This window comes from Phytoactinopolyspora limicola, assembly GCF_011320225.1.
Lineage (GTDB): Bacteria > Actinomycetota > Actinomycetes > Jiangellales > Jiangellaceae > Phytoactinopolyspora > Phytoactinopolyspora limicola.
Genome location: NZ_JAAOEN010000017.1, coordinates 84,805 through 107,646 on the forward strand (window position 1 = coordinate 84,805; position 22,842 = coordinate 107,646).

17 protein-coding genes and 1 CRISPR repeat array are annotated in these 22,842 nt (G+C 66.4%); of the genes, 4 read left to right on the plus strand and 13 right to left on the minus strand.

Features of this window, described 5'->3' with window-relative positions:
• Positions 1-379: 379 nt before the first annotated feature.
• A complete protein-coding gene (locus G8760_RS25120) occupies positions 380-1,294 on the minus strand; it encodes an IclR family transcriptional regulator (protein WP_207782705.1) in 915 nt (304 codons plus the stop codon).
• 438 nt (positions 1,295-1,732) lie between these two features.
• On the opposite strand from G8760_RS25120, the gene G8760_RS25125 reads away from it, so the two are divergent.
• Entirely contained in the window at positions 1,733-3,004 is a 1,272-nt protein-coding gene (locus tag G8760_RS25125) for an aspartate aminotransferase family protein (RefSeq protein WP_166355589.1), read from the plus strand.
• On the opposite strand, the gene G8760_RS25130 is transcribed toward G8760_RS25125, so the two are convergent.
• Both G8760_RS25130 and G8760_RS25135 read right to left on the minus strand, forming a co-directional pair.
• Positions 2,988-3,281 (minus strand): GntR family transcriptional regulator, encoded by a 294-nt coding sequence (locus tag G8760_RS25130; protein WP_166355590.1) that lies wholly within the window; start codon positions 3,279-3,281, stop codon positions 2,988-2,990. The two genes, G8760_RS25125 and G8760_RS25130, sit on opposite strands and share 17 nt — an antisense overlap.
• A gap of 271 nt (positions 3,282-3,552) precedes the next feature.
• Positions 3,553-3,810 (minus strand): GntR family transcriptional regulator, encoded by a 258-nt coding sequence (locus G8760_RS25135; RefSeq protein WP_207782706.1) that lies wholly within the window; start codon positions 3,808-3,810, stop codon positions 3,553-3,555.
• Between the two features lie 244 nt (positions 3,811-4,054).
• Between G8760_RS25135 and pyrG the strand changes: the two genes are divergently transcribed.
• Complete coding sequence (gene pyrG / locus G8760_RS25140) at positions 4,055-5,713, plus strand: CTP synthase (RefSeq protein WP_246222681.1); 1,659 nt, start codon at positions 4,055-4,057, stop codon at positions 5,711-5,713.
• A gap of 111 nt (positions 5,714-5,824) precedes the next feature.
• On the opposite strand, the gene G8760_RS25145 is transcribed toward pyrG, so the two are convergent.
• Together G8760_RS25145 and G8760_RS30650 are read right to left on the minus strand one after the other, a co-directional pair.
• On the minus strand, positions 5,825-6,829 hold the full coding sequence (locus tag G8760_RS25145; protein ID WP_166355592.1) for a type IV toxin-antitoxin system AbiEi family antitoxin domain-containing protein: 1,005 nt from the start codon (positions 6,827-6,829) through the stop codon (positions 5,825-5,827).
• 214 nt (positions 6,830-7,043) lie between these two features.
• The gene (locus G8760_RS30650; protein ID WP_166355593.1) at positions 7,044-7,601 is read right to left on the minus strand and encodes a TetR/AcrR family transcriptional regulator; all 558 of its coding nucleotides are present in this window, start codon (positions 7,599-7,601) and stop codon (positions 7,044-7,046) included.
• A 104-nt stretch (positions 7,602-7,705) separates the two neighbouring features.
• Between G8760_RS30650 and G8760_RS25155 the strand changes: the two genes are divergently transcribed.
• A complete protein-coding gene (locus G8760_RS25155) occupies positions 7,706-9,262 on the plus strand; it encodes an MFS transporter (protein WP_166355594.1) in 1,557 nt (518 codons plus the stop codon).
• Between the two features lie 98 nt (positions 9,263-9,360).
• Here the strand turns inward: G8760_RS25155 and G8760_RS25160 are convergent, their stop codons facing one another.
• Genes G8760_RS25160 through G8760_RS25180 form a run of 5 tightly spaced genes read right to left on the minus strand, consistent with a single transcriptional unit; the run spans position 9,361 to position 13,278 of the window.
• Positions 9,361-10,539: an ABC transporter permease gene (locus G8760_RS25160; RefSeq protein ID WP_166355595.1), complete on the minus strand. Its 1,179-nt coding sequence runs from the start codon at positions 10,537-10,539 to the stop codon at positions 9,361-9,363.
• A gap of 8 nt (positions 10,540-10,547) precedes the next feature.
• A complete protein-coding gene (locus G8760_RS25165; protein ID WP_166355596.1) occupies positions 10,548-11,264 on the minus strand; it encodes an ABC transporter ATP-binding protein in 717 nt (238 codons plus the stop codon).
• Positions 11,261-11,563 carry a hypothetical protein gene (locus tag G8760_RS25170; RefSeq protein ID WP_166355597.1) on the minus strand — a complete coding sequence of 101 codons (303 nt, stop codon included), beginning with the start codon at positions 11,561-11,563 and terminating at the stop codon, positions 11,261-11,263. The genes G8760_RS25165 and G8760_RS25170 overlap by 4 nt, the downstream gene beginning before the upstream one ends.
• Positions 11,564-11,567: 4 nt before the next feature.
• Positions 11,568-12,353 (minus strand): hypothetical protein, encoded by a 786-nt coding sequence (locus tag G8760_RS25175; RefSeq protein ID WP_166355598.1) that lies wholly within the window; start codon positions 12,351-12,353, stop codon positions 11,568-11,570.
• A gap of 19 nt (positions 12,354-12,372) precedes the next feature.
• Positions 12,373-13,278, minus strand: coding sequence for a hypothetical protein (locus G8760_RS25180; RefSeq protein WP_166355599.1), 906 nt, complete (start codon positions 13,276-13,278; stop codon positions 12,373-12,375).
• 305 nt (positions 13,279-13,583) lie between these two features.
• Here G8760_RS25180 and G8760_RS25185 point away from each other — a divergent pair, with 305 nt between their 5' ends.
• On the plus strand, positions 13,584-14,141 hold the full coding sequence (locus tag G8760_RS25185; protein ID WP_166355610.1) for a phosphoribosyltransferase family protein: 558 nt from the start codon (positions 13,584-13,586) through the stop codon (positions 14,139-14,141).
• Between the two features lie 215 nt (positions 14,142-14,356).
• A CRISPR array of direct repeats spans positions 14,357-21,289; the repeat unit is 28 nt; unit sequence GTGCTCCCCGCGTAGGCGGGGATGATCC.
• A gap of 441 nt (positions 21,290-21,730) precedes the next feature.
• Here G8760_RS25185 and G8760_RS25190 read toward each other — a convergent pair.
• From G8760_RS25190 to G8760_RS25200, 3 genes are all read right to left on the minus strand, one after another.
• Entirely contained in the window at positions 21,731-22,126 is a 396-nt protein-coding gene (locus tag G8760_RS25190; RefSeq protein ID WP_207782708.1) for a PIN domain-containing protein, read from the minus strand.
• A complete protein-coding gene (locus tag G8760_RS25195; RefSeq protein WP_166355600.1) occupies positions 22,101-22,349 on the minus strand; it encodes a type II toxin-antitoxin system Phd/YefM family antitoxin in 249 nt (82 codons plus the stop codon). Before G8760_RS25195 ends, G8760_RS25190 begins: the two co-directional genes overlap by 26 nt.
• Positions 22,350-22,631: 282 nt before the next feature.
• The coding region (locus tag G8760_RS25200; RefSeq protein ID WP_166355601.1) for an IS30 family transposase at positions 22,632-22,842 on the minus strand (211 nt) is incomplete at its 5' end.

The following is a 22,842-nucleotide window of genomic DNA, read 5'->3' on the forward strand; positions in this document are numbered from 1 at the left end:
GGTTTCGGGTGGCGGTCTGCGGGGCGTGGTCGCCGACGCCTGCGCAGGTGACGATCCAGCCCCACCCGCATCGTTGATCGGTTGCCGTAGACCGGCCGGCCCGAGCCTCCGCGTGGGCGGCAAAGGAGACTCGAGCCAGCCGGCCGGCCCGGAAGGTCGGCGACGGCAAGACTCGGTGCTCCGGCGGCAGGGCACTGGTGAGCCGCCTCAGGGGCGCGGCGGCCGCGTGACGGTGAAATAGCCAGGCCCGCAGGCCGGACATCCTGGACGGCGACGTTCGTCGTCGGTCGACGCACATGCGGTGCGCCTCCGTGCTCCGCCGTCGCCGCCAGGTGCCCGAGCCCGCAGCCTCATCCGGCGCCGTTATTCGCGAGGAGTCTTACTCCGCGTCCGCGATGGCGTCGGAGAAGACCTCGTCCGGATGCGGCGTGATCTCGTTGGCGATCTCGACCAAGCGTCTGCCAATGGCGGCGAGCTGCCGTTTGGGTTGCCGGAACGCTGGTGCGCTGATGCTGATGGCCGCCGCGATCCTGGTGCCCAGCAGCGGTGCGGCCACACACCGGCCGTCGGGATCGTTCTCGCCGTCGTCGATCGCGTAGCCCGCCTTGCGCGTGCGGTCTAGCTCCTCGAGGAAATGGTCCGTCGAGGTGATCGAGTTCTGGGTGACACCAGGCAGGCCGGTCGAGGCCAACAACTCGCGCACCCGGGACTCCGGGAGTGTCGAGGCGATGGCTTTGCCGAGCGCCGTGGTGTTGATGGGATCACGCTGGCCCGCGTCCGCGGACAGCCGCACCGAGTTGGGGCTCGGCACCACATCCAGGTAGAGCACAGCGTCGTAGTCGAGTATCCCGAGGTTGGAGGTCTCGCCCAATTCCTTGCTCATGTTCACCAACCACGGCCGGGCCCGTTCGCGGAGCACCTCCAGTCGGCGTGACTGGAGGCCGGCGAAGCCGAGCCCGAGACGGTAGACACCACCTTTGGTGTCGCGTTCGACGTAGCGCTGACGTTCGAGAGTCCACATGTAGCGGAAAGCCGAAGGTTTGGCGAGGCCGGTTGCCTCGACGATCTGATTCAGCGTGACCCCGTCGACCTCGCGCTGGAGCATGTTCAAAATGGAACACACCCGCACGACGGACCGCTGCGTGTAATCGCGGCCGGAGATGACGTCGTCGTCGGGTGTGTTGTCGTCTGATGGGGCGTCATGAGACGCCGCGGAGTGGTGGGAAGGGTCCGGGGATGAGTTCTGATGCATCGGTGTTGCTTTCGACGATTGGTCGTTGGCCTCGGGGTCCATCGTGACTGTCCTTTCCCGTGTCGCGGGCTCCGCCCTGCTCTGCCGGAGGCGCATACGCGACAGAGCACCCGTTTCGTTTGTTGAATTCCGCGTTTGAAGTCTAACGCGGTGAGGGTGGTTGACCAGGGGCCAATTGGCGGTTTTATGGGTCATTTTGCCTGTTGTTGGCAACTATTCATCCACACGTTGCCTGAGTGGGCAGATCAGTACGAAAGGTATCCGGCGCTCGTTGTTGCCCCCTCGGGTAGTGGTCGTTGGATGGTCATCTCATGGCCCCTTGACGGCTCGGAGTGAGGTCGTAGACTCGATCATCAAGTGGACGGTCTGTTTTGAAGCTCAAAACGTGCTCCTCGGGGGTGGGGGAACTATCGCCCCATACGACAACAAACCCCCCAAGATCCAACAAGGGGACGAGATCACAGATCGAGGAGATCGACCATGCCTTCTGGTTCGCATCAGAACCGGCGGTCGGCTGACCTGAGCCGCCGCGCCAGTGCACGGACTCCGGGGGGTGTCCATTCCAGCGTTCGGATGTCGGGGCCACGTCCGTTCATCTCTCGGGCCAAGGGCGCCTGGCTGTATGGCGTCGATGGCGACAGCTACGTCGACTACCTGCTCGGACAGGGTCCCAACTTCCTCGGACACGCACCCGACGCACTCGTCAACGCCGTCACCAGCGCTATCCGTCGAGGGCTCATCTACGGAGGACAACACGAACTCGAAGTGGAGGCGGCCGAGGCCGTGTGTCAGGCGCTCGAATGGCCGGCCATGGTCCGCTTCGCGGGTTCGGGAACCGAAGCCGTTCAAGTTGCGCTACGGCTGGCCCGCGCGGCCACCGGGCGTCGCACCGTCGTCCGCTTCGAGGGCCATTACCACGGCTGGCTCGACAACGTCCTCGTCGCACCCGACGGCGACGGCGTGTGGGGTGCGGCCAGTGCTGGCCAGCTCGACGGCGACCTCGACCACTTCACGATCGTGCCGTGGAACCGGCCGGACGTGGTGGAGGAGGTATTCCGGGACCACGGAGATCAGATCGCGGCGGTGGTCATGGAGCCAATCATGGTGAACGCCGGTGTTATCCAGCCGCGCGCCGGATACCTGGAGCACGTCCGCCGACTCTGCACCGAGAACGGTGCGGTCCTCATCTTCGACGAGATCATCTCCGGGTTCCGGTTCGGCCTCGGCGGCGCGGTGGAGCGTTACGGCGTGGTTCCCGATCTCGCCACCTATGGCAAGGCACTAGCCGGAGGGTGGCCGGTGGCTGCGGTGGCCGGGCGGGTCGAGTTGATGGAATTGCTGAACGGGCAGGTGATCCACGCGGGGACCTTCAACAGCTCGGTGGCCGGCATGGCAGCAGTCAAGGCCACCGTCGCCCGGTTGCGGCAGGATCCGCCGTACGAGGCGATCGAGGAGCACGGCGCGGCGCTGATGCGAGGCATCCAGGACATCGCCGACGCCAACCACCTGTCAGTGCGCCTGCAAGGGTTGCCGATGGCATTTCACATGTCGTTCGGCGCTGCGGAGGTCACCGACTACCGCAGTCTGCAGGAGTTGGACCTAGGGCTCTACGCCGACTTCGCCGAGGCGTTGATACACCACGGCGTATGGGTGGCCGGACGCGGAGTGTGGTACGTCTCGGCCAGCCACGGCGACGAGGAACTCGAGGCGGCACTGACCAGGATCTCCAAAACGGTCAGCGACTGGATCTGAGGGCGTCGTCGGGTGGAGGTGGCCGACGGTCCTCGGGCATCACGAACGTCCCTTTGGCGGGCAGCGTCAACACCAGGCCCCGGATGCGCAGTTCGGTGGTAGCCCGCCGGATGGTGCCGATGGACAGGCCGTACTCGACGGCGAGATCGCGTTCGCCGGGCAGCCTGGCGCCGGGCGGCAACCTCCCTTCCTCGATACATGTGGCGATGAAGTCGGCGAACTGCATGTACAGGTAACTCGGCTGGGCCGGATCAGGCTCGAACTTCGGCAAGCCCATGTCGAGGACCGTAGATCTGCCATGTGCTCTACATATGGGCTGCCCTCGGTCTTCTGCTCTATAAAGCTTCAGGCTGTACCGGGTACGTCCGGTCCGCGGGCGACGTCAGCCTAGCGCTACGAGAAAGGACCGTGAGTGCCGGTCCGACAGGGGAGCGGACCGGCACTCACGGTCGGGTGGCGAGACTGGTGTCGTTCGCTGCCGAGTCCGGTGATCGCGGCCGCGCGGCCAGGTTGGCGACAGCGGGTGGTCGGCGACGGCCTACGGTTGCTCAGTCCGCCGGCTCGGCGTATGTTCCGCGGCCTTGGACCACCCTCACCCGCCCTTCCTGCCGCAGCTCCTTGATGGCCCGACGTACCGTGATGCGCGACACGCCGTAGGACGAAGCCAGATCCAGCTCGCTCGGGAGCTGCGCACCGCCGGGCAGGGCACCCGAGTTCAGATCGGCCAGGATGTCCTCGGCGATCTGCCGCCACAGCAGTTTCGGGCCAGAGTGGTCAATTCGGCTGGAACGATCTTCAACAGACACAAGCTCACATTAAACGCCCTGTGACCTGCAAAAACAGGCCATGACGGCACAAGAAGTATCGAGATGTCCTATGGTGAGCTGCGGATTTACCGTTTCAAGATCGTTCACCCCCTCGGCGTGTCGCCACGGCGCACTCACCGCGGGGCAGCCGGGTCGGTCAGCCGTGCCCACGCGGACGCAGCGAACCCGCCGGTGTGGACCATTTGGCGTACCTGTGGCCGGAGGGCTGTTACCCTGGAGGCCCGTGGGAATCGAGCAAACCAAACACGTCTTCGTCACCGGAGGCGTCGCCTCCTCCCTCGGAAAAGGTCTCACCGCCTCTTCCCTCGGAAACCTGCTTACGGCACGCGGGCTCCGAGTCACCATGCAGAAGCTGGATCCCTATCTCAACGTGGATCCGGGGACTATGAACCCCTTCCAGCATGGGGAGGTCTTCGTCACCGAGGACGGAGCTGAAACCGACCTCGACATCGGCCACTACGAGCGGTTCCTCGACCGCGACCTCAACCGCAGCGCCAACGTCACCACCGGACAGGTGTACTCCGAGGTCATCGCCAAGGAACGGCGCGGCGAGTATCTGGGCGACACGGTGCAGGTCATTCCGCACATCACCAACCAGATCAAGGAACGAATGCTGGCCATGGGCGGGCCCGCGGTCGACGTGGTGATCCACGAGATCGGCGGCACCGTCGGCGACATCGAGTCCTTGCCGTTCCTCGAGGCCGCGCGGCAGGTCCGGCACGACGTCGGGCGGGAGCGGTGTCTGTTCCTCCACGTCTCCCTCGTGCCCTATCTCGCCCCGTCCGGTGAGCTGAAGACCAAACCGACCCAACACTCGGTGGCCGCGCTGCGTCAGGTCGGTATCACCCCCGAAGCCATCGTCTGCCGCGCCGACCGGCCGATCCCGGCCAGCGTCAAGCAGAAGATCTCGCTGATGTGCGACGTCGAACCCGATGCGGTCGTCGCCGCCGTCGATGCTCCGTCCATCTACGACATCCCCAGGGTCCTGCACGCCGAAGGGCTCGACGCGTTCCTCGTGCGCAGACTCGGGCTGGCGTTCCGCGACGTCGACTGGCGTGGCTGGGAAGAGCTGCTCCGCCGGGTGCACCATCCCAAGAACGAGATCACGGTGGCGCTGGTCGGCAAGTACATCGGACTTCCCGACGCGTATCTGTCGGTCACCGAGGCGTTGCGTGCCGGGGGGTTCGCCGAGGATGCCAAGGTGTCCATCCGCTGGGTGGCATCCGACGAGTGTGAGACGAAGGAGGGTGCCGCCGCCCACCTGTCCGACGTCGACGCCGTCTGTATCCCCGGAGGGTTCGGCGTGCGTGGCATCGAAGGCAAACTTGGCGCCATTCAGTACGCCCGCGAACACGGTGTGCCGTTGCTCGGCCTGTGCCTGGGCCTTCAGTGCATGGTCATCGAGTACGCACGCAACGTCGCCGGGCTCGACGGTGCCAGTTCCACCGAGTTCGACCCGGACACCCCGGCACCGGTGATCGCCACCATGGAGAGCCAGAAGGCGATCGTTGGCGGCGGGGGAGACATGGGCGGCACCATGCGGCTGGGCTCATACCCCGCCGCGCTGGGCGCCGGCACCGTCGTGCGTGAGTTGTATGGCGCCGAACGCGTCACCGAGCGGCACCGGCACCGCTACGAGGTCAACAACGAGTACCGGGAGAAGCTGGCCGGTGCCGGTTTGGTGCTGTCGGGCACGTCGCCGGACGGCAAACTCGTCGAGTTCGTCGAGCTGCCGCCCGAGGTGCACCCGTACTTCGTCGCTACCCAGGCGCACCCCGAGCTCAAATCCCGGCCCACCCGGTCGCACCCGCTGTTCCGCGGCTTGGTGGCCGCAGCGGTCCGCCGCCAGCAGGAGACCCGCCTGCCGGTGGACGTCGACTGACGCTGGGGCGGCGGCCGTCGTCGGCACTTGCTGGCTTTGTATGACGGATCCGGGCCGGTTCGGGGCTGGCATGCGTCATGGAAAGCCAGCAAGACGCCGGCATCGGGGCGCTCAGGCCGCCCGACGGTAGGTGTGGACGTCTCGGTACCAGGGGAACGGATGGCGCTGCACCGGTTGTGACGCGATGGCGTGCCGGAACCGCCCAGCCAGTTCGGCTCGGTCATGGCGAGCCAGCCGCCACCCGTACCGGCAGATCTCGAAGCCCGCCTGGCGTAGCCGCCATTCTCGTTCGCGTTGCCGATCGACGACGGTGGCCGCATCTGGCCCGCTGTACTTGAGGGCGCCGTCGCCCTCGAAGATCAGCCACTGGTCATCCAACAGGTGATCGGCTCGATACCGGGCATCGCCGAGGTCGATCCAGGGGTTAGAGACGGGCACTGGAAGATCCGCATCGATGAACGTGAGGCGGCCCAGCGTCTCGAGTGCGGACTCCGCGTATGGGTCGGCATGCTCGATCACCCACCGTGCCCCGGCCACCCCGGGCCAGTGGGGCATGAGCTCCAGCACGCCGGCTAGGTCCGCAGGGTTGTTGCCCAGGGCCAACGCCGCGTCGGCGAGCACGAGGGCCTCCGCGCGGGACGTCGTACGAGCGAGGTCGACGGTGGCGCGGGCGGGCGACAGCACGGGGACGCCGTCGACGACATCACGATGCCCGACGGGTAGCGCCGCGACCCGCACCTGGCCGAAGGCAGAGTTGGTGGCGGTGCCATACCCGATGGGCACCACAACCGTGGGGGTCCGCGGAGGTGCGGTGATCGTCGGCCACCCCCGGAGGGCCACCGCGGACCACCCGGCGGCGTGGGCGAGGCCGCCGACTGCCAGGGTGAACGCGCGGGAACGCAGCGCGAACGCCGGCCACGGGGGCAGGGCGTGGTACATCTCGGCGCTGGCGTACGCGCCGCGGGCGAGGCGGACGAGCAACCCGGCTCGGACGAGCCTGAGCAGGCGGTGGGGCGGCACGCCGGCGCCGGCCGCTCCAGTGACCGTGAGCACACCGCGCCCGGCGGTGAGCAGCAACTCGACATCGCCGGGTAGACGGGTTGGGCGGGGCGGCATGCCGTTTATCGTCGCCTGGCTTGGCGTGTCCCGGGAGGGGGAAGATCGCGGATGTGGATAAGTGGGCGTCGACCCGACCGTGTCCTGTGGACAACCACCGTGCTGACGTCGGGCGGCGGCCGTCGTCGGCACTTGCTGGTTTTATATGACGGATCCGGGCCGGTTCGGGGCTGGCATGCGTCATAGAAAGCCAGCAAGAGCCGCGGCGGCGGTTTTAGGGGCCGCTGGGCGGCTCCGGTGCTGGCGAACTGGCCTGGTGGGAGAGGCGTTCGGTGAGCGCGGCCAGCATCTCGTCGTCGGGAATCGAGAGGCCGGCGAGCACCCGCAGGTACAGGCCGTCGCCGGCTAGGCGGACGATCTCGGCAGTGACCGGATCGTCGATGCGGGAGAGCAGGATCTTCTCCCACCGGGCGAAGATGTCGGCGACGAGCTGGCGTGCTTCCTTACTGGCGACGTCGTTGGTGCGCAGCGACGCCACCAGCGACCACATCAGCGCGGCGTCGGAGCTACCCGGCACCGAGGCGCGTACGTAGTGCTCGACGATGTCCGGCGCCCGTTCGGCCTCGGCGAACTCCGCCTCGGCGGTGTCGCACATACGTTGGACGAAGGCGTCGAGCATGGCTTCCTTGCTGGGGAAGTGGTACAGCAGTCCGCCCTTGGAGATGCCGGCGTTGTCGGCGACAGCTTCGAGGGTGACACCGGGGAGGCCGGCTTCGGTGAGGATCTCCTGCAGCGCGTCCAGGATTCGGTCACGGGATGACGGTCGTGGCATACGTGTTAGTATACCGTCTGGACGGTTAAGTTATGGACCGTTCGGGTGGCAGTATGGCGTGACGGTGGCGGGCCCGGCGCTGCAGAGACGTGTAGGAGAAGCGCGTGTCCGTCGGGGCCGTGAATCATGTTGTGGAGCCGCGTGCCGGGCGCCGGGAGTGGGCTGCCCTCGGTGTGCTGCTGCTGCCGGTGTTGTTGATCTCGGTCGACGCCACCGTGCTGAACTTCGCCGTGCCGCACCTCAGTGAGGACCTGGCACCAAGCGGGACCCAGCTGCTGTGGATCGTCGACATCTATTCGTTCATGCTGGCCGGGCTGCTGGTCACGATGGGTACGTTCGGAGACCGGATCGGTCGCCGGCGACTCCTGCTGATCGGCGCGGTAGGTTTCGGTCTGGCGTCTGCCGTCGCCGCGTACTCGTCGTCGGCGGAAATGCTGATCCTGGCCCGGGCCCTCCTGGGCTTCGCCGGTGCCACCCTGATGCCGTCCACCCTGTCGCTGCTGCGCAACATCTTCCTCGACCAGCGGCAACGGACCCTCGCCATCGCCATCTGGGCCACCATGTTCTCCGTCGGCTCCGCGCTTGGGCCGATCATCGGTGGATGGCTGCTGGAGCACTTCTGGTGGGGATCCGTCTTCTTGATCAACCTGCCGGTCATGGTGGTGCTTCTGGTGCTGGCGCCCCTGCTGGTGCCGGAGTCCCGCAACCCGCATCCAGGGCGATACGACCTGATGAGCGCCGGATTGTCGCTGGTGGCGATGCTGGCGTTCGTCTACGGGATCAAGACGCTGGCCTCCTACGGCCTCGGCGTGACGGGTGTACTCGCGCTACTGGCCGGAGTGGCCTTCGGTGTGCTGTTCGTGCGGCGGCAGCGCCAGCTGGACGAGCCGTTGCTGGACCTCGAGCTGTTCACCAACCGCGGGTTCAGCGTGTCGGTGGTGTCCAACCTGCTGACCATGATCGCGTTCATCGGTGCGCTGTTCTTCATCACCCAATACCTGCAGATCGTGATCGGGCTAAGCCCCCTGCGGGCCGCCCTGGTGCTGGTACCGGGGCTGACGCTGGCGATCTTCACCGGGCTGTTCGTGGTCCGGCTGATGCGGCGATTCAGCATCGGGCCGCTGCTGCTGTTCGCATTGCTGTCCGTGGCGTCCGGGTATGCGTTGATGACCCAGCTGCCCGCCGGCTCGTCGGCGGGTGCGTGGCTGCTGGCCGTAGGGTTCACCCTGGTGGGCGCCGGCGTTGGTGCCGCCAACACCGTCACCAACAACACGATCATGTCGGCCGTGCGGCCCGAGAAAGCCGGCGCGGCGTCGGCCATCTCGGAGACGGCGTACGAGGTCGGCGCGGCGATGGGCACCGCCATACTGGGCACCTTGGTGACCACCCTCTACGCGTCCGGGCTGGCGTCCGTGCCCGGGGTGTCCGAGGCGCATATGGACGAGGCGCGGCAGACCCTAGGCGGAGCCCTACATGTCTCCGAGGACCTCGGCGGACAGCTCGGCGCCACCCTCAAAGCGGCGGCGGATGCGTCGTTCACCTCGGCAGTGCACGTGACCAGCCTCGTTGGCGCCCTTGTGGTCATGTACGCGGCGGTGCAGGCGTTCCTGGTGCTCCGCGGCCGGCGTCGTGACCGCGTGATGGCGGAACAGACGCACTGAGGCGTTGGCGCTTTTGGGTCACCTTCGCGCTCGTTGCGTCCTGCACGGTGTGCGCCCTGGGCCACGCGGTGCAGGACGCAAGGGTGCTGTTGGCGGCGCTACATACGGAGGACGTCGGCGGGGTTCATCCGGGACGCACGTCTGGCCGGAATCAACCCGGCAAGGACCCCCGACGCAATGCCGAGCAGTGGTGCCATGAGAAGTGCGAGCGGTTCGGCGACGGGGGTCCAGCCGAGGGCGAGTTGAGTGACGGTGGCGCCGACGACCGCCACCCAGGCTCCGACGAGTCCGCCGATCAGGCCGAGCACGGCGCTTTCGACGAGGAACTGTCCGGCGATGGCGGACCGGGTCGCGCCGGTGGCCCGCCGGACACCGATCTCGGGCATCCGTTGGGTGGTGTTCAACGTCATGCTGATGCCGATGCCGAACGTCCCGACGGCGACGGCGACCGCGCCTATCCCCAGCAGGAGGCCTCTCATGTTGGCTTCGATCTGCCCACGGAGTTGCCTCGGGGCCGCGGAGACAACGGCAGCGTACTGGTCCGGGTTGACGGGGTTGGCTGCCACGGGCGCCTCATTGACGACGCTGGCCGCGGCCCCGGCCTGCGTCCGTACGACGATGGACAGGGGATGGCGATCTTCCACGTCGAAGAGAGCGGAGGCGGTCGATGGAGGAATGATGACCGCGCCGATGGTTTCGGGCCGATCAGATGGGCTGACGAAGGTACCGATAACCGTCACCGGGACTTCGTCGACAAAGATCATCGGATCGGTGAACTCCGTGATACCGAGGTCGGCTGCCAGCCGGGAGTGGACAACGGCGACGGGGGAACCGGCGTCCTGGTGTCCGTCGTCGTAATGACGTCCGCTAACGATCTCCAGCTGGTAGGCGTCGATAGCAGCCGGCCCAGCGGCGAAGGTATGGGCATATACGGGGCGTTCGGAGTCGGCTGCGAGCCGGGTGATGGGTATCTGGTCGGTGGTGAGCCGGCCCCACGCACCAGCGTGTTCAACGCCGTTGAGGGCGGAAATGTGTGTGGACGCGGTGTCAGCATCCACGTCGGAGGGCGCCCCGGATGTTGCGGGAATCATCGTGACGAGGGTGGAGTTGAGGGCGTCGAACTCGGCTGTGACCGCGCGGGACACTCCCGCACTGACCATGACGGTGCCGACGATCCCGGCGACGCCTAGCGCCACGGCCCCGGTGGCCAGCAAGGCGCCGAGTGGACGACCACGGAGTGCGCGGATCGCCTCGGCTATGACATCCCGTGCCGGCATCCCGCGTTTCATCGGCCGCTGCCGCGATGCTCACGTAGCCGTCCCGCGTCGATCCGTAGCGTCCGGTCGCAGCGTGCGGCCACGGATTCGTCGTGGGTGACAATCAGCACTGTGTGCCCGTTGCGAGGGAGACCGAACAGGACGTCGAGGACTCTCTCCGCGGTGTCGTTGTCGAGGTTCCCGGTGGGTTCGTCGCAGAGAATCAGTTTCGGGTTGTGCACAATCGCGCGGGCGATGGCCACGCGCTGGCGTTCTCCGCCGGAGAGCTGCCCGGCCCGCGCGTGTATACGGTCGCTGAGGCCAACCAACTCGAGTGCGGCATGGGCTCGGTCGAGGCGTTGCGAGCGGGGGAGCCGCGTGTGGCGCAAGGGCAGCATCACGTTGCCGAGCGCGTCGTGATGGGGAATGAGGTGGAACGACTGGAAGACGAACCCGACCGTATGCCCACGAAACACTGACCGGGCCTTCTCCGTCATCGTCGTGGTTGCTACGCCGTCGATCTCGTAGCTGCCGGCGGACGGTTCGTCCAACAACCCGAGAATGTTCAACAGCGTCGACTTGCCCGCACCGGAGCGGCCCATGATGCTGACGAGTTCACCGGGGTAGATGTCGAGGTCCAGCCCGTGCAGGATCGTCAGAGCCGCGCCCGGCGACGGGTACGTTTTGCCGATGCCGGCGCAGCGCAGCAACGGCACCTGCGTCGTCGCCGGGATTGTCCCGCTCATGGTGACGTCGACGGTGGGGCATCGGGCACCGGCAGCAGGCGCACCAGATCTCCGTCCCGGATCTCGCCGGACTCGACGAGAGACTCACCGTGCAAAGCGCCGACCACGTCCACGCGGGTCTCGACCACGTTGTCATCGCGGACCACACGGGTCACCACGTTCCCCGACCGATCCGTCCAGAGTGCGCTGGTGGGAAGCACCCAATGATCGCGGTCACCGATCTCCCGGGTCATGGTCAGGCTGATCTCCTGCCCCGCGACGATGTCGTCGAGATCGCCGGACAGCGGGAACACGGTCACGGCATCACTGGATTCGCCGTCGTGCCCTTCGAGTACGGCGTCGTGTGGAGCAGCCACCTCGATGTCGTCGAACCCGACCAGATGGAACTGCCATCCGTCCGGCGTTCGTCACCCCGAGAAGCAGCGGCGATGCGGGCGCGGTCAACCGCCAGGTACCGGAGCCGACCGAAACGATGGGCCCATCGACCTCGTCGCCCACATCAAGCAGCACGGCCGTCACCGACACGGGCACCTCGGCGAGGAAAGCCACCTCAGATGCCGGTAGACGTCCTCCGTTCTCGAGGGCTTCCAGCCCGTGACCGGCATACAGGCGAGCGATCGCCGCGGCAAGCGTTTCGTCGTAGGGGCCGTCCGTAGGTATCGAGAAACCGTCGAGGCCATCCAGCGCGTCCCGAAGCTGTTCCACGTCGGGCCCGGACATTCCTAACTCCATATCCCGGTAGGCGCCAAAGGCTCCAGCCAGAACGAACACCGGACGGCCAGATACGTGGGCTAGAACGTCGCCGGAGTGAAGCTGGTCACCGGTTTGCAGTTGAAGGCTGGTGATCATGGCACGGCCCTCTGGGGTGCTCGTGAGGGTGATCTCGTCGACGTCCGTGGCTTCCGCGGTGCCGGCGACGCGGATCTGCTCGGTCAATGGCCCGGGCCGGACCGCGACGTCGACAACCGATGGTGGGGGAGGGCTCGTCTCGGCGGCTAGACCGGATGACGTCCTCAGCTGAGAACCGGCCCACACCGCGCCGGCGAGCGTGATGACCGCTAGTGCGACCCACCCAATCCACCGCCGCACTGCTTAGGCCGCCCTGCCGTTACTGGCCATCGAGTAGCTCGCCGGCCCGCTCTGCTGCGGAGACGAGGTGCTCTCGCCACGCCACCAGGTCGCCTTCGTAGGTGACCAACGCCTGCTCGTTCGCGGCGGCCCGCGCTGCCCGGAAGGCGTGGTTGAGGCCGGTCTGCTCGGCGCAGCCCGCGTCGGCCTGGGCGATGTTCAGTTCGTGGGCCATGGCGTCGTTTGTCTCGGTGTTCGTCTCGTAGAGCTGCGCCGCAGCTTCAAAGGCGTCGCTGGGATGCCGCAAGCCCGGGTAACCGCTCTCGGTCATACACGTGGACCATTCAGCGAGGGAGTCTCGCCACTGCTTGTTGGAATCGACGTTGGCGCTGGTGGCGCTGTGAACCTCGTTCCCAGCTATCCAACTGAGCCGCACATACTCGTCCATGTCGCCGTAGAGTGCTCGCCGGACCTCCCCTGAGCACCCCTCCCGGGATATCGACACGGTGACCTCTTCGGTCCGGTACTCGATTTGCGCGTCTTCCGGGCCAAACATGGCCAGGGTGTGGGCGGCAACCTCGGCTTCGCCCAGCTTCGACCACGCTGAGTCCTCATCGGGCTCACCCGTCGCGGAAACCAGCGTGGACAATGCGTATCCGTCGCGTTGTGCGATCTCGACCGTGGGGGAGACGCCGCTATCGTGGCCCGCTCCGTCCGGCAAAGCCTCGGGCGTCGGAGGCATCACAGTGAACCCTGCGTCGGTCATGCAGCGCTGAACCAGAAGGTCCTCAACGTCGCGGACCTGGTCCGATAGCACTCGCGTCTCGTCCAGTACCGCCTGGGCTCGTAGCGCGACCTCGGACGGCTCATCATCCGATCCGCACGCGGCGACGCCCAAGATGACAGCCAGTGGTGGCCAGCACCACCGTCCGCTATTTGCCACCATCAGCACTCATCTACAGTTGCTGCCATCGTGCTTATGTGAAGCTCCCCGGTTCTCCGCACTTGCGCCCACACCGATACGCCCGCCGGAACGTACACAGATCGTCACAGGGAGACCATATCCCTGCCGGTCATAGACGCGTACATCGACGGTCCAGCTGTTACGCCACGAGCTGTCCTTATCGTGAATCTGGCCGTATCCGTGCGTCTGCTGGCGGAACGGGCGCACTGAGGGGTCGCGCATCGGGTAGCCGTCCAGAAATACGGTTGCCGGGGGAGGGGCGTCGCCGCAACACTCGTGAGGTGCCAATGCCCGTGCGCCGCCTGGTGCTTGAACGCTTCCGCTGGGTCGGCGGCCACGCCGACGTGTGGGCGATCTTCAGGGACGGCCACACTCTGGCAGCCGTAATTGCTGCCCTGGTGGAACCGTACCGGGAAGCCGACGTGACGGCGATCTGCGGGATCGAATCACGCGGCTTCCTGCTGGGTGGCGCCGCCGCAGTCGAGCTAGGCGTCGGCTTCATACCCGTGCGCAAGGAGTATGGACTATTCCCAGGGGACGTCGTCACTCGTCGCTCCGATCCGGACTACCGGCACAACCGTCACAAGCTTCGGCTTCAGCGGTCTTCTGTTGGACCGTCGGATCGGGTGGTGCTGGTGGACGACTGGATAGAGACAGGCAGGCAGGCGGCGGCCACCCGAGCCATGGTCGAGGAGTGCGGAGCTGCCTGGCTGGGGTGCAGCGTCATTGTCGATCAACTGGATCGCGGAATGCACTCTGTGGTGGGTTACGTGCACGGGTTGCTCAAAGCGGACGAACTACCCGCAGATAGTGAACGAGCGTTCGACATCGACAACAGGAACTAGGGGCTTCGGCGGCATGCTCCTCAGCGACGGACATTGCCGCCGCTCCTGCTCCTTGGGTGCTCGTCCGAAGGGGCTAGCGGCAGCGAAACGGGTGCCCACGTCTGGTCCGAGCAGCTGATGTAGTGGAGAAGGTAATGGTGTTGAGTCTCGTTCGCGATTTCTCGAAAGTGAATGAGAATCGTGGCTTGACGTAACAACTATGCTGGTGAAGAAGTGTGCTCCCCGCGTAGGCGGGGATGATCCCCAGCTCGGATGCACAGAGCCGGTCAGATCGACGTGCTCCCCGCGTAGGCGGGGATGATCCCAAACGTACACCCAGGCTGTGAACAGTTCAAGTGTGCTCCCCGCGTAGGCGGGGATGATCCGCAAGGTTGATCGACACACACTCTCGGATGGCAGTGCTCCCCGCGTAGGCGGGGATGATCCGTGTGGCAAGGGTGAGCGGTTCGCGTACCAGGTGTGCTCCCCGCGTAGGCGGGGATGATCCTCATCTGGAAAGCCTTGTCACTCAGGCCCCCGAGTGCTCCCCGCGTAGGCGGGGATGATCCCACACCCGACCGGGGAGGCTCATCCACCTCCGGGTGCTCCCCGCGTAGGCGGGGATGATCCCGTGGTTCGAGGCAAATCAGGACTTTAGGGATCGTGCTCCCCGCGTAGGCGGGGATGATCCCGCTGGAGTGAATCCGCAGCGCATACGCAGGTTGTGCTCCCCGCGTAGGCGGGGATGATCCGGCCACCCGGAAATGACCGCGAACCTCACTGTCGTGCTCCCCGCGTAGGCGGGGATGATCCGGCCGAAGACGACGCCGCGAAATGGCGCCGGGCGTGCTCCCCGCGTAGGCGGGGATGATCCTTTTCGGCCGAGGTCGACCAGGACTGGGGTCAGGTGCTCCCCGCGTAGGCGGGGATGATCCACCCCATGCCCAGCGGTTGACAACGCCCTCGCCGTGCTCCCCGCGTAGGCGGGGATGATCCCGGCATCGTCACCAGGGCGGCGCGCCTGGCAACGTGCTCCCCGCGTAGGCGGGGATGATCCCACCGACGACCACTGGGTCGACCGGGTCCAGTGGTGCTCCCCGCGTAGGCGGGGATGATCCGACATCCGCGCCATCCTCGCCGCATACAACGCCGTGCTCCCCGCGTAGGCGGGGATGATCCCGCTCGGATCGACGAGGATCGCCTCGACCGCGCGTGCTCCCCGCGTAGGCGGGGATGATCCGGTGCTAGCACCTTCGACACGCCCGGGGAGTTTGTGCTCCCCGCGTAGGCGGGGATGATCCCGGGTCATCCGCGGCGGTCGCCGATCCCGAGCAGTGCTCCCCGCGTAGGCGGGGATGATCCGGAGAAGAGATGATCGTCAACCTAACCCCCCATGTGCTCCCCGCGTAGGCGGGGATGATCCTTCATGGGGTCTCAGGTTCGCTGGGAGTCGGTAGTGCTCCCCGCGTAGGCGGGGATGATCCTTCAACTACGACTGTTACTGCCAGTCATGTCGAGTGCTCCCCGCGTAGGCGGGGATGATCCCGGGTCGCGTTGATCCTCGGCACGTCCACCAAAGTGCTCCCCGCGTAGGCGGGGATGATCCCCATTGCCGGGATGCTCGCCGACGCTGGCCTGCGTGCTCCCCGCGTAGGCGGGGATGATCCTCCCTCCGACGGCAGGGCGGTCAGCTTGAAGCCGTGCTCCCCGCGTAGGCGGGGATGATCCGCTCGGGAGGGAGCACATCAAGCTCGGGGGAACGTGCTCCCCGCGTAGGCGGGGATGATCCCTGGGGCACGCTGGCATCAGAGGTCCGCAACGCGTGCTCCCCGCGTAGGCGGGGATGATCCCATGACGGCTCCTAGATGAGTCGGACGAGTTGCGTGCTCCCCGCGTAGGCGGGGATGATCCGCCAGCGGGACCGCCATCCCAGATGGCGGCCACGTGCTCCCCGCGTAGGCGGGGATGATCCGGGGACCTTGGAGGCCTCGAGTTTCTTCGCGATGTGCTCCCCGCGTAGGCGGGGATGATCCGCCGCCCTTTTCCAGCGGGCCGCGGAACGGTAGGTGCTCCCTGCGTAGGCGGGGATGATCCGATCAGCTCGCCGTCGCGAACGAAGCTGACCCGGTGCTCCCCGCGTAGGCGGGGATGATCCCGTAAGATTCACGATCAATCGTGTGATCTAGGTGTGCTCCCCGCGTAGGCGGGGATGATCCGAGCCGCTTAACTTTGGCATGGCCACCAGCTCAGTGCTCCCCGCGTAGGCGGGGATGATCCCTTTCTGGCCGGTACTCCCGCAGCTCGGTGTCGGTGCTCCCCGCGTAGGCGGGGATGATCCGTTTCGCGCTTGCCTGACGAACGCTGAGTCAGCGTGCTCCCCGCGTAGGCGGGGATGATCCCTTAAAGGCACGTCTGACGCTCAAGGTGAACTCGTGCTCCCCGCGTAGGCGGGGATGATCCTAAGCTAATGCGAGAACGACTTCCTATCAAGGAGTGCTCCCCGCGTAGGCGGGGATGATCCAGTGGCTGTGACCTGCTGGTATCCGCATCGCACCGTGCTCCCCGCGTAGGCGGGGATGATCCGACGTGCCGCGCCTTTCAAGCTGCAATCGAGGCGTGCTCCCCGCGTAGGCGGGGATGATCCTTCGTTGTAGGCCAGGGCGGTGGTGATGTCGTGGTGCTCCCCGCGTAGGCGGGGATGATCCGCTGACCAACGCGATCTGGTCGTGGCGCGGCATGTGCTCCCCGCGTAGGCGGGGATGATCCCCTGCCCACTAAAAGCAGAGCGCATGTTATTGCGTGCTCCCCGCGTAGGCGGGGATGATCCCTTACGGTGCTTCGCGGGCATCCCGGTGTAGGCGTGCTCCCCGCGTAGGCGGGGATGATCCCGTGTGCCGGTTGCCAGCCCCGGACGGTGCCGCGTGCTCCCCGCGTAGGCGGGGATGATCCCCGCAACACCAGTGCCCGGTCCGAGTCGCGTTGGTGCTCCCCGCGTAGGCGGGGATGATCCCCCCTTGGAGTGGACTATTTTTTGAGATGCCCAGTGCTCCCCGCGTAGGCGGGGATGATCCCCGGCAGGGACAGTTGATCAGCGAGATGAAACGGTGCTCCCCGCGTAGGCGGGGATGATCCCGGTAAACCGCTAGCTGCGATGGTGGCGAGCGCGTGCTCCCCGCGTAGGCGGGGATGATCCGGCACGACGGCTTTCCGTCGTGCACGTAGACGCGTGCTCCCCGCGTAGGCGGGGATGATCCCTCACCAGGATTCGCTGGAAGGATGTCGGGGAGGTGCTCCCCGCGTAGGCGGGGATGATCCGCAAGTGAGAACTCCCGAATCTCAGGACCGCGTGTGCTCCCCGCGTAGGCGGGGATGATCCTGCCACCGGCATAGCCAGCGGCATCACTTCTCCGTGCTCCCCGCGTAGGCGGGGATGATCCTCGCAGACACTGCGCAGCAGATGGCTCTGGACTGTGCTCCCCGCGTAGGCGGGGATGATCCGGATGGCGGCAAGGAAACCTTCACGGTCGCGGGTGCTCCCCGCGTAGGCGGGGATGATCCGTCGCACCCGTCGCACTCCCGGTATGGGCCATGGTGCTCCCCGCGTAGGCGGGGATGATCCCCAAACAAGAAGGAGTGTACCCGTGCCAGAACTGTGCTCCCCGCGTAGGCGGGGATGATCCGGTCGCGATGCCCGCGACGCACCCAGTGGGGATGTGCTCCCCGCGTAGGCGGGGATGATCCATCGCACCGAATCCGAGCCGATTGACGGTCCGGGTGCTCCCCGCGTAGGCGGGGATGATCCCCGCGGCCGCCCGTCCGGGAGTAGTTCCCCCGCGTGCTCCCCGCGTAGGCGGGGATGATCCCTCGCCGCCGGGATCCGGATCCTGCGGCTGGTCGTGCTCCCCGCGTAGGCGGGGATGATCCGGCAACGTCAAGGGCTGGCTGCTCCCAGTCCGCGTGCTCCCCGCGTAGGCGGGGATGATCCGCACGCGGGAACGTACCGGTGAGCTGCGCATCGAGGCCGATTTCGTGCTCCCCGCGTAGGCGGGGATGATCCGTAGCAAAATCACTCATCGACTCCGCTAACACGGTGCTCCCCGCGTAGGCGGGGATGATCCGGGCAACGACGGCACATCTCCGCTAGTGGCAGGGTGCTCCCCGCGTAGGCGGGGATGATCCGGCACTGTAAGGTAGGTGGCGTATACCTTTCTGGTGCTCCCCGCGTAGGCGGGGATGATCCGACTGTGGGCATTGTTGATGAGAATTCCGGCGGGTGCTCCCCGCGTAGGCGGGGATGATCCGCGTGACGAGTGCCTCGTGCATTGCATCGACCGGTGCTCCCCGCGTAGGCGGGGATGATCCGGTCACCGGGCACCGCCACCCGGGCGGCGTTACGTGCTCCCCGCGTAGGCGGGGATGATCCCGAAGGCACCCCGCACTTCCGGGGCTCGTGGTTGTGCTCCCCGCGTAGGCGGGGATGATCCTCCGCCCTTGCTCAGCCACTCGTCAAGCTTGGCGTGCTCCCCGCGTAGGCGGGGATGATCCGTAGGTACCCGCGGAGGTCGCGAGCGACGGTGAGTGCTCCCCGCGTAGGCGGGGATGATCCGGTAAGCCTCTGATCGAAACTCAGGCAGACAGTGTGCTCCCCGCGTAGGCGGGGATGATCCCGCTCGATGAGATGCGTGAGGCACTCAAGGACAGTGCTCCCCGCGTAGGCGGGGATGATCCCAGGACGAAATCGTCCGTGACGACGGGTCACTCGTGCTCCCCGCGTAGGCGGGGATGATCCCGCTCGATGAGATGCGTGAGGCACTCAAGGACAGTGCTCCCCGCGTAGGCGGGGATGATCCCAGGACGAAATCGTCCGTGACGACGGGTCACTCGTGCTCCCCGCGTAGGCGGGGATGATCCCGCTCGATGAGATGCGTGAGGCACTCAAGGACAGTGCTCCCCGCGTAGGCGGGGATGATCCCAGGACGAAATCGTCCGTGACGACGGGTCACTCGTGCTCCCCGCGTAGGCGGGGATGATCCCGACACCGACCCCGCCAACCCCATGCCGCGGCCGTGCTCCCCGCGTAGGCGGGGATGATCCCTCAGCGACGACCGTTACGCCATCGCTGTCGCTGTGCTCCCCGCGTAGGCGGGGATGATCCACCTCTCCAAACACCGACGACCTCCTCTCGATGGTGCTCCCCGCGTAGGCGGGGATGATCCCCCGGCGACGTCCGCGGCCGCGGCGTGCTGGAGGTGCTCCCCGCGTAGGCGGGGATGATCCCGGCACGGCGGCCTGGCGGCCGTCCGGGAGGACGTGCTCCCCGCGTAGGCGGGGATGATCCTCCAGCCTCATCGACCCCCTCGACAGCCACGACGTGCTCCCCGCGTAGGCGGGGATGATCCCCCCAAGCCACCACCTCAGAAACGCCGCCACAGTGCTCCCCGCGTAGGCGGGGATGATCCCGCATACTCGGTCTGCCGAAGGTTCAAGATGGCGTGCTCCCCGCGTAGGCGGGGATGATCCCCCGGACTCTGCTTCGAGAACCTGCTGATGAAGGTGCTCCCCGCGTAGGCGGGGATGATCCGAATTTAGTTGGCTGGTCAACAGCCAAGGGGCGGTGCTCCCCGCGTAGGCGGGGATGATCCTCTGGGTCTCGGCCCGCCCGTGACCCAGACCACGTGCTCCCCGCGTAGGCGGGGATGATCCTGAGCACGCTACGTCCATCGCGCTTCTCCCAGTGTGCTCCCCGCGTAGGCGGGGATGATCCGTTTTCGAGCATGCCAAAAAAGAAGCTGCGGACGTGCTCCCCGCGTAGGCGGGGATGATCCCACCGAACCTCAGATGGACCTGGAGAAGGTAGTGTGCTCCCCGCGTAGGCGGGGATGATCCCGAGCAGCGCGCCGCCGCGTTGCGGTTCATCGGTGCTCCCCGCGTAGGCGGGGATGATCCCACAGGAAACCCGCCGAACCGACGACACCAACCGTGCTCCCCGCGTAGGCGGGGATGATCCCCGCACGTGGATGGCCCTCGATCAGCCAGAAACGTGCTCCCCGCGTAGGCGGGGATGATCCTTCGGGGTCGAACAGGACGTGGATGGCGGGGCGGTGCTCCCCGCGTAGGCGGGGATGATCCCCAAGCACGGACATGGTCGCGGTCCCACACCATGTGCTCCCCGCGTAGGCGGGGATGATCCCTCGCCGCGGCCGACGAGGTCCGGGCGGCGTGGGTGCTCCCCGCGTAGGCGGGGATGATCCGGGCGATCGAGAGCGGTTCGTGCCGCTGCACCCGTGCTCCCCGCGTAGGCGGGGATGATCCGTTCGCGCCGCGGCCGTCGCTGTAGTCCTCGGTGTGCTCCCCGCGTAGGCGGGGATGATCCCAGCACCCGCAGGGTGTGGCTGGTGCTGTCGGGGGTGCTCCCCGCGTAGGCGGGGATGATCCCAGTTCGTCGGAATCGTCGACGTAACGCCACTCGTGCTCCCCGCGTAGGCGGGGATGATCCCATGCCAGCAATTCAACGCTTTGTAGAGAACGGGTGCTCCCCGCGTAGGCGGGGATGATCCGTATGAAGCTCATTCTTGAGAATTCTCGGTTTCGTGCTCCCCGCGTAGGCGGGGATGATCCCGGCTCAGGTCCAGGCGCGGCAGTGGGTCTCATGTGCTCCCCGCGTAGGCGGGGATGATCCGGCGACTCGTTCCGGCTCGATGATCAGGGTCGGGTGCTCCCCGCGTAGGCGGGGATGATCCGTAGGCAATGCCCACCAGCTCCACGTCCGGCGCGTGCTCCCCGCGTAGGCGGGGATGATCCGGGGAGCGGCCATGTGTGACTACGAACGGCACCCGTGCTCCCCGCGTAGGCGGGGATGATCCGGGGAGCGGCCATGTGTGACTACGAACGGCACCCGTGCTCCCCGCGTAGGCGGGGATGATCCTCGTGACGGCGTCGAGCCTCCAGTTGTTCGCCTGTGCTCCCCGCGTAGGCGGGGATGATCCGCAGGGTCGCACGCATCCACTCCGCACGGACCTGTGCTCCCCGCGTAGGCGGGGATGATCCTGACGACGACGTACTGGCGGGCTCCCGAGGTCGGTGCTCCCCGCGTAGGCGGGGATGATCCGTGCCGTCATCACGAGTGCGCTCATCGGTACGCGTGCTCCCCGCGTAGGCGGGGATGATCCGGCGGACGTCAGTTGGGGTGGAACATGAAGGTGCGCTTCCCACGTAGGGCGGGGTCGGCGGCCACGAAAAACTGCCCGGAGACGGCCGAAGCTGCTCGCTGGCGGTCATGCGAACCGCCCGGTGACGGCTATGGGATCTGCCCGACGCGACGTCGTCGGCTTCGCCGCTCTCTGCGGCTGTCCCCCTTCCTGGGTGCGGCGGTGCTGAATCGCTGATCGTTCCTGAGAAAGGGGTGAGCTGGAGTCTGCCGAGGAGATCATGGAAATCTTGAAACGCCTAGTACCTGACCGGGTCGTTGCGTGATGCCGGCGAACTGGTCGGCTGCGACCCCGCCGAGGTAGAGGTGCCGGCAAGGTCGGATGACACCAAACGGCCACCCCGCCATCGCCAGCACCATCCTTCTGACCTTTCCTACATGGCGGTGATCGCGGTGCCCGCCGTCACTTCCTGGCGTCAAGGATGAAGTCCCGCTGGAGGTTCAGCAGCACATCGTCTGCGGTGAGCAGCCGCATGCGTGCCCTGGCTGCTTGGGCCACCAGTAGGCGGTCGAAAGGGTCATGCCGGTTCAGCTCCGGATAGTCGCGGATCGCTTCGGCGTCTTCTGCGGTGATGCTCAGCAAGGTCAGGCCTTGTTCAGTGAGGCGTGCCGGCAGATCAACTGGCACTGACAGCCTGCCGAGCATTGTCTTGATAGTGAGTTCCCATACGGTCGCGGCGGACACGTGCACTCTCGTGGCTAATGAGATGGCGTGCCGTGCGTCGGGTCCGAGTCTTGGGTTGTCGTCGAGCAACCACAGGGCAGTGTGGCTGTCAAGAAGCAGCATTGTCGTCGCCATAGAACATCTGCAGGATGTCGGCGTCTGGATCGCCGAACGTGTCGTCGTCGTAGGTGAGTTCGTCCTTGAGTCCGCCGAACACTACGTTTGATGGCTGGTGCGGAATGAGGTCGGCAACGGGCCGGCCAGCTTTGGAGATGACGACCTGTTCTCCGGCGGCCACCTGTTCAAGAATCCGCGACAGGTGGGTCTTCGCCTCGTGGATGTTGACTTCTATCGTCATAAGTCTACTCTGCAACTTAAACTAGACTTAGTCAAGTCCGTGACCTCGGCGTTGGTGTCGCTTCCACGCGAGAGTGCCCGACCACGACGGCCAGCAGGGCGCCTGATCGTTGTTGAGCAGGTGTGCTTGGTCAGCGGGCGTGGGCGCGAAGTGCCTCACGTCAAGATGCCCGCGAAAGTTGGCCGATGCCTTGCGGATTTTGATCGACGACCGCAGCAGCGGCGACGGCTTGGTCGCCGCCAGACCGGTGATCCGGTCGGCCGCTTTCACGGTAGCCCGGATTCAAATCTGAAGTGCAACGGTTGGTGTGGCTGGGGTCGAGCATAGGTGGTTGAACACTTCGGCTGGGGTCTGCCAGCCGAGGACTTTGCGTGGCCGGTTGTTGATCTCGGTGATGATGTCGGCCAGTTCGTCGTCGGTGATGGTGTCGAGGCGGGTTCGTTTGGGCAGGTATTTGCGGATGCGGCCGTTGAAGTGCTCGTTGGTGCCACGC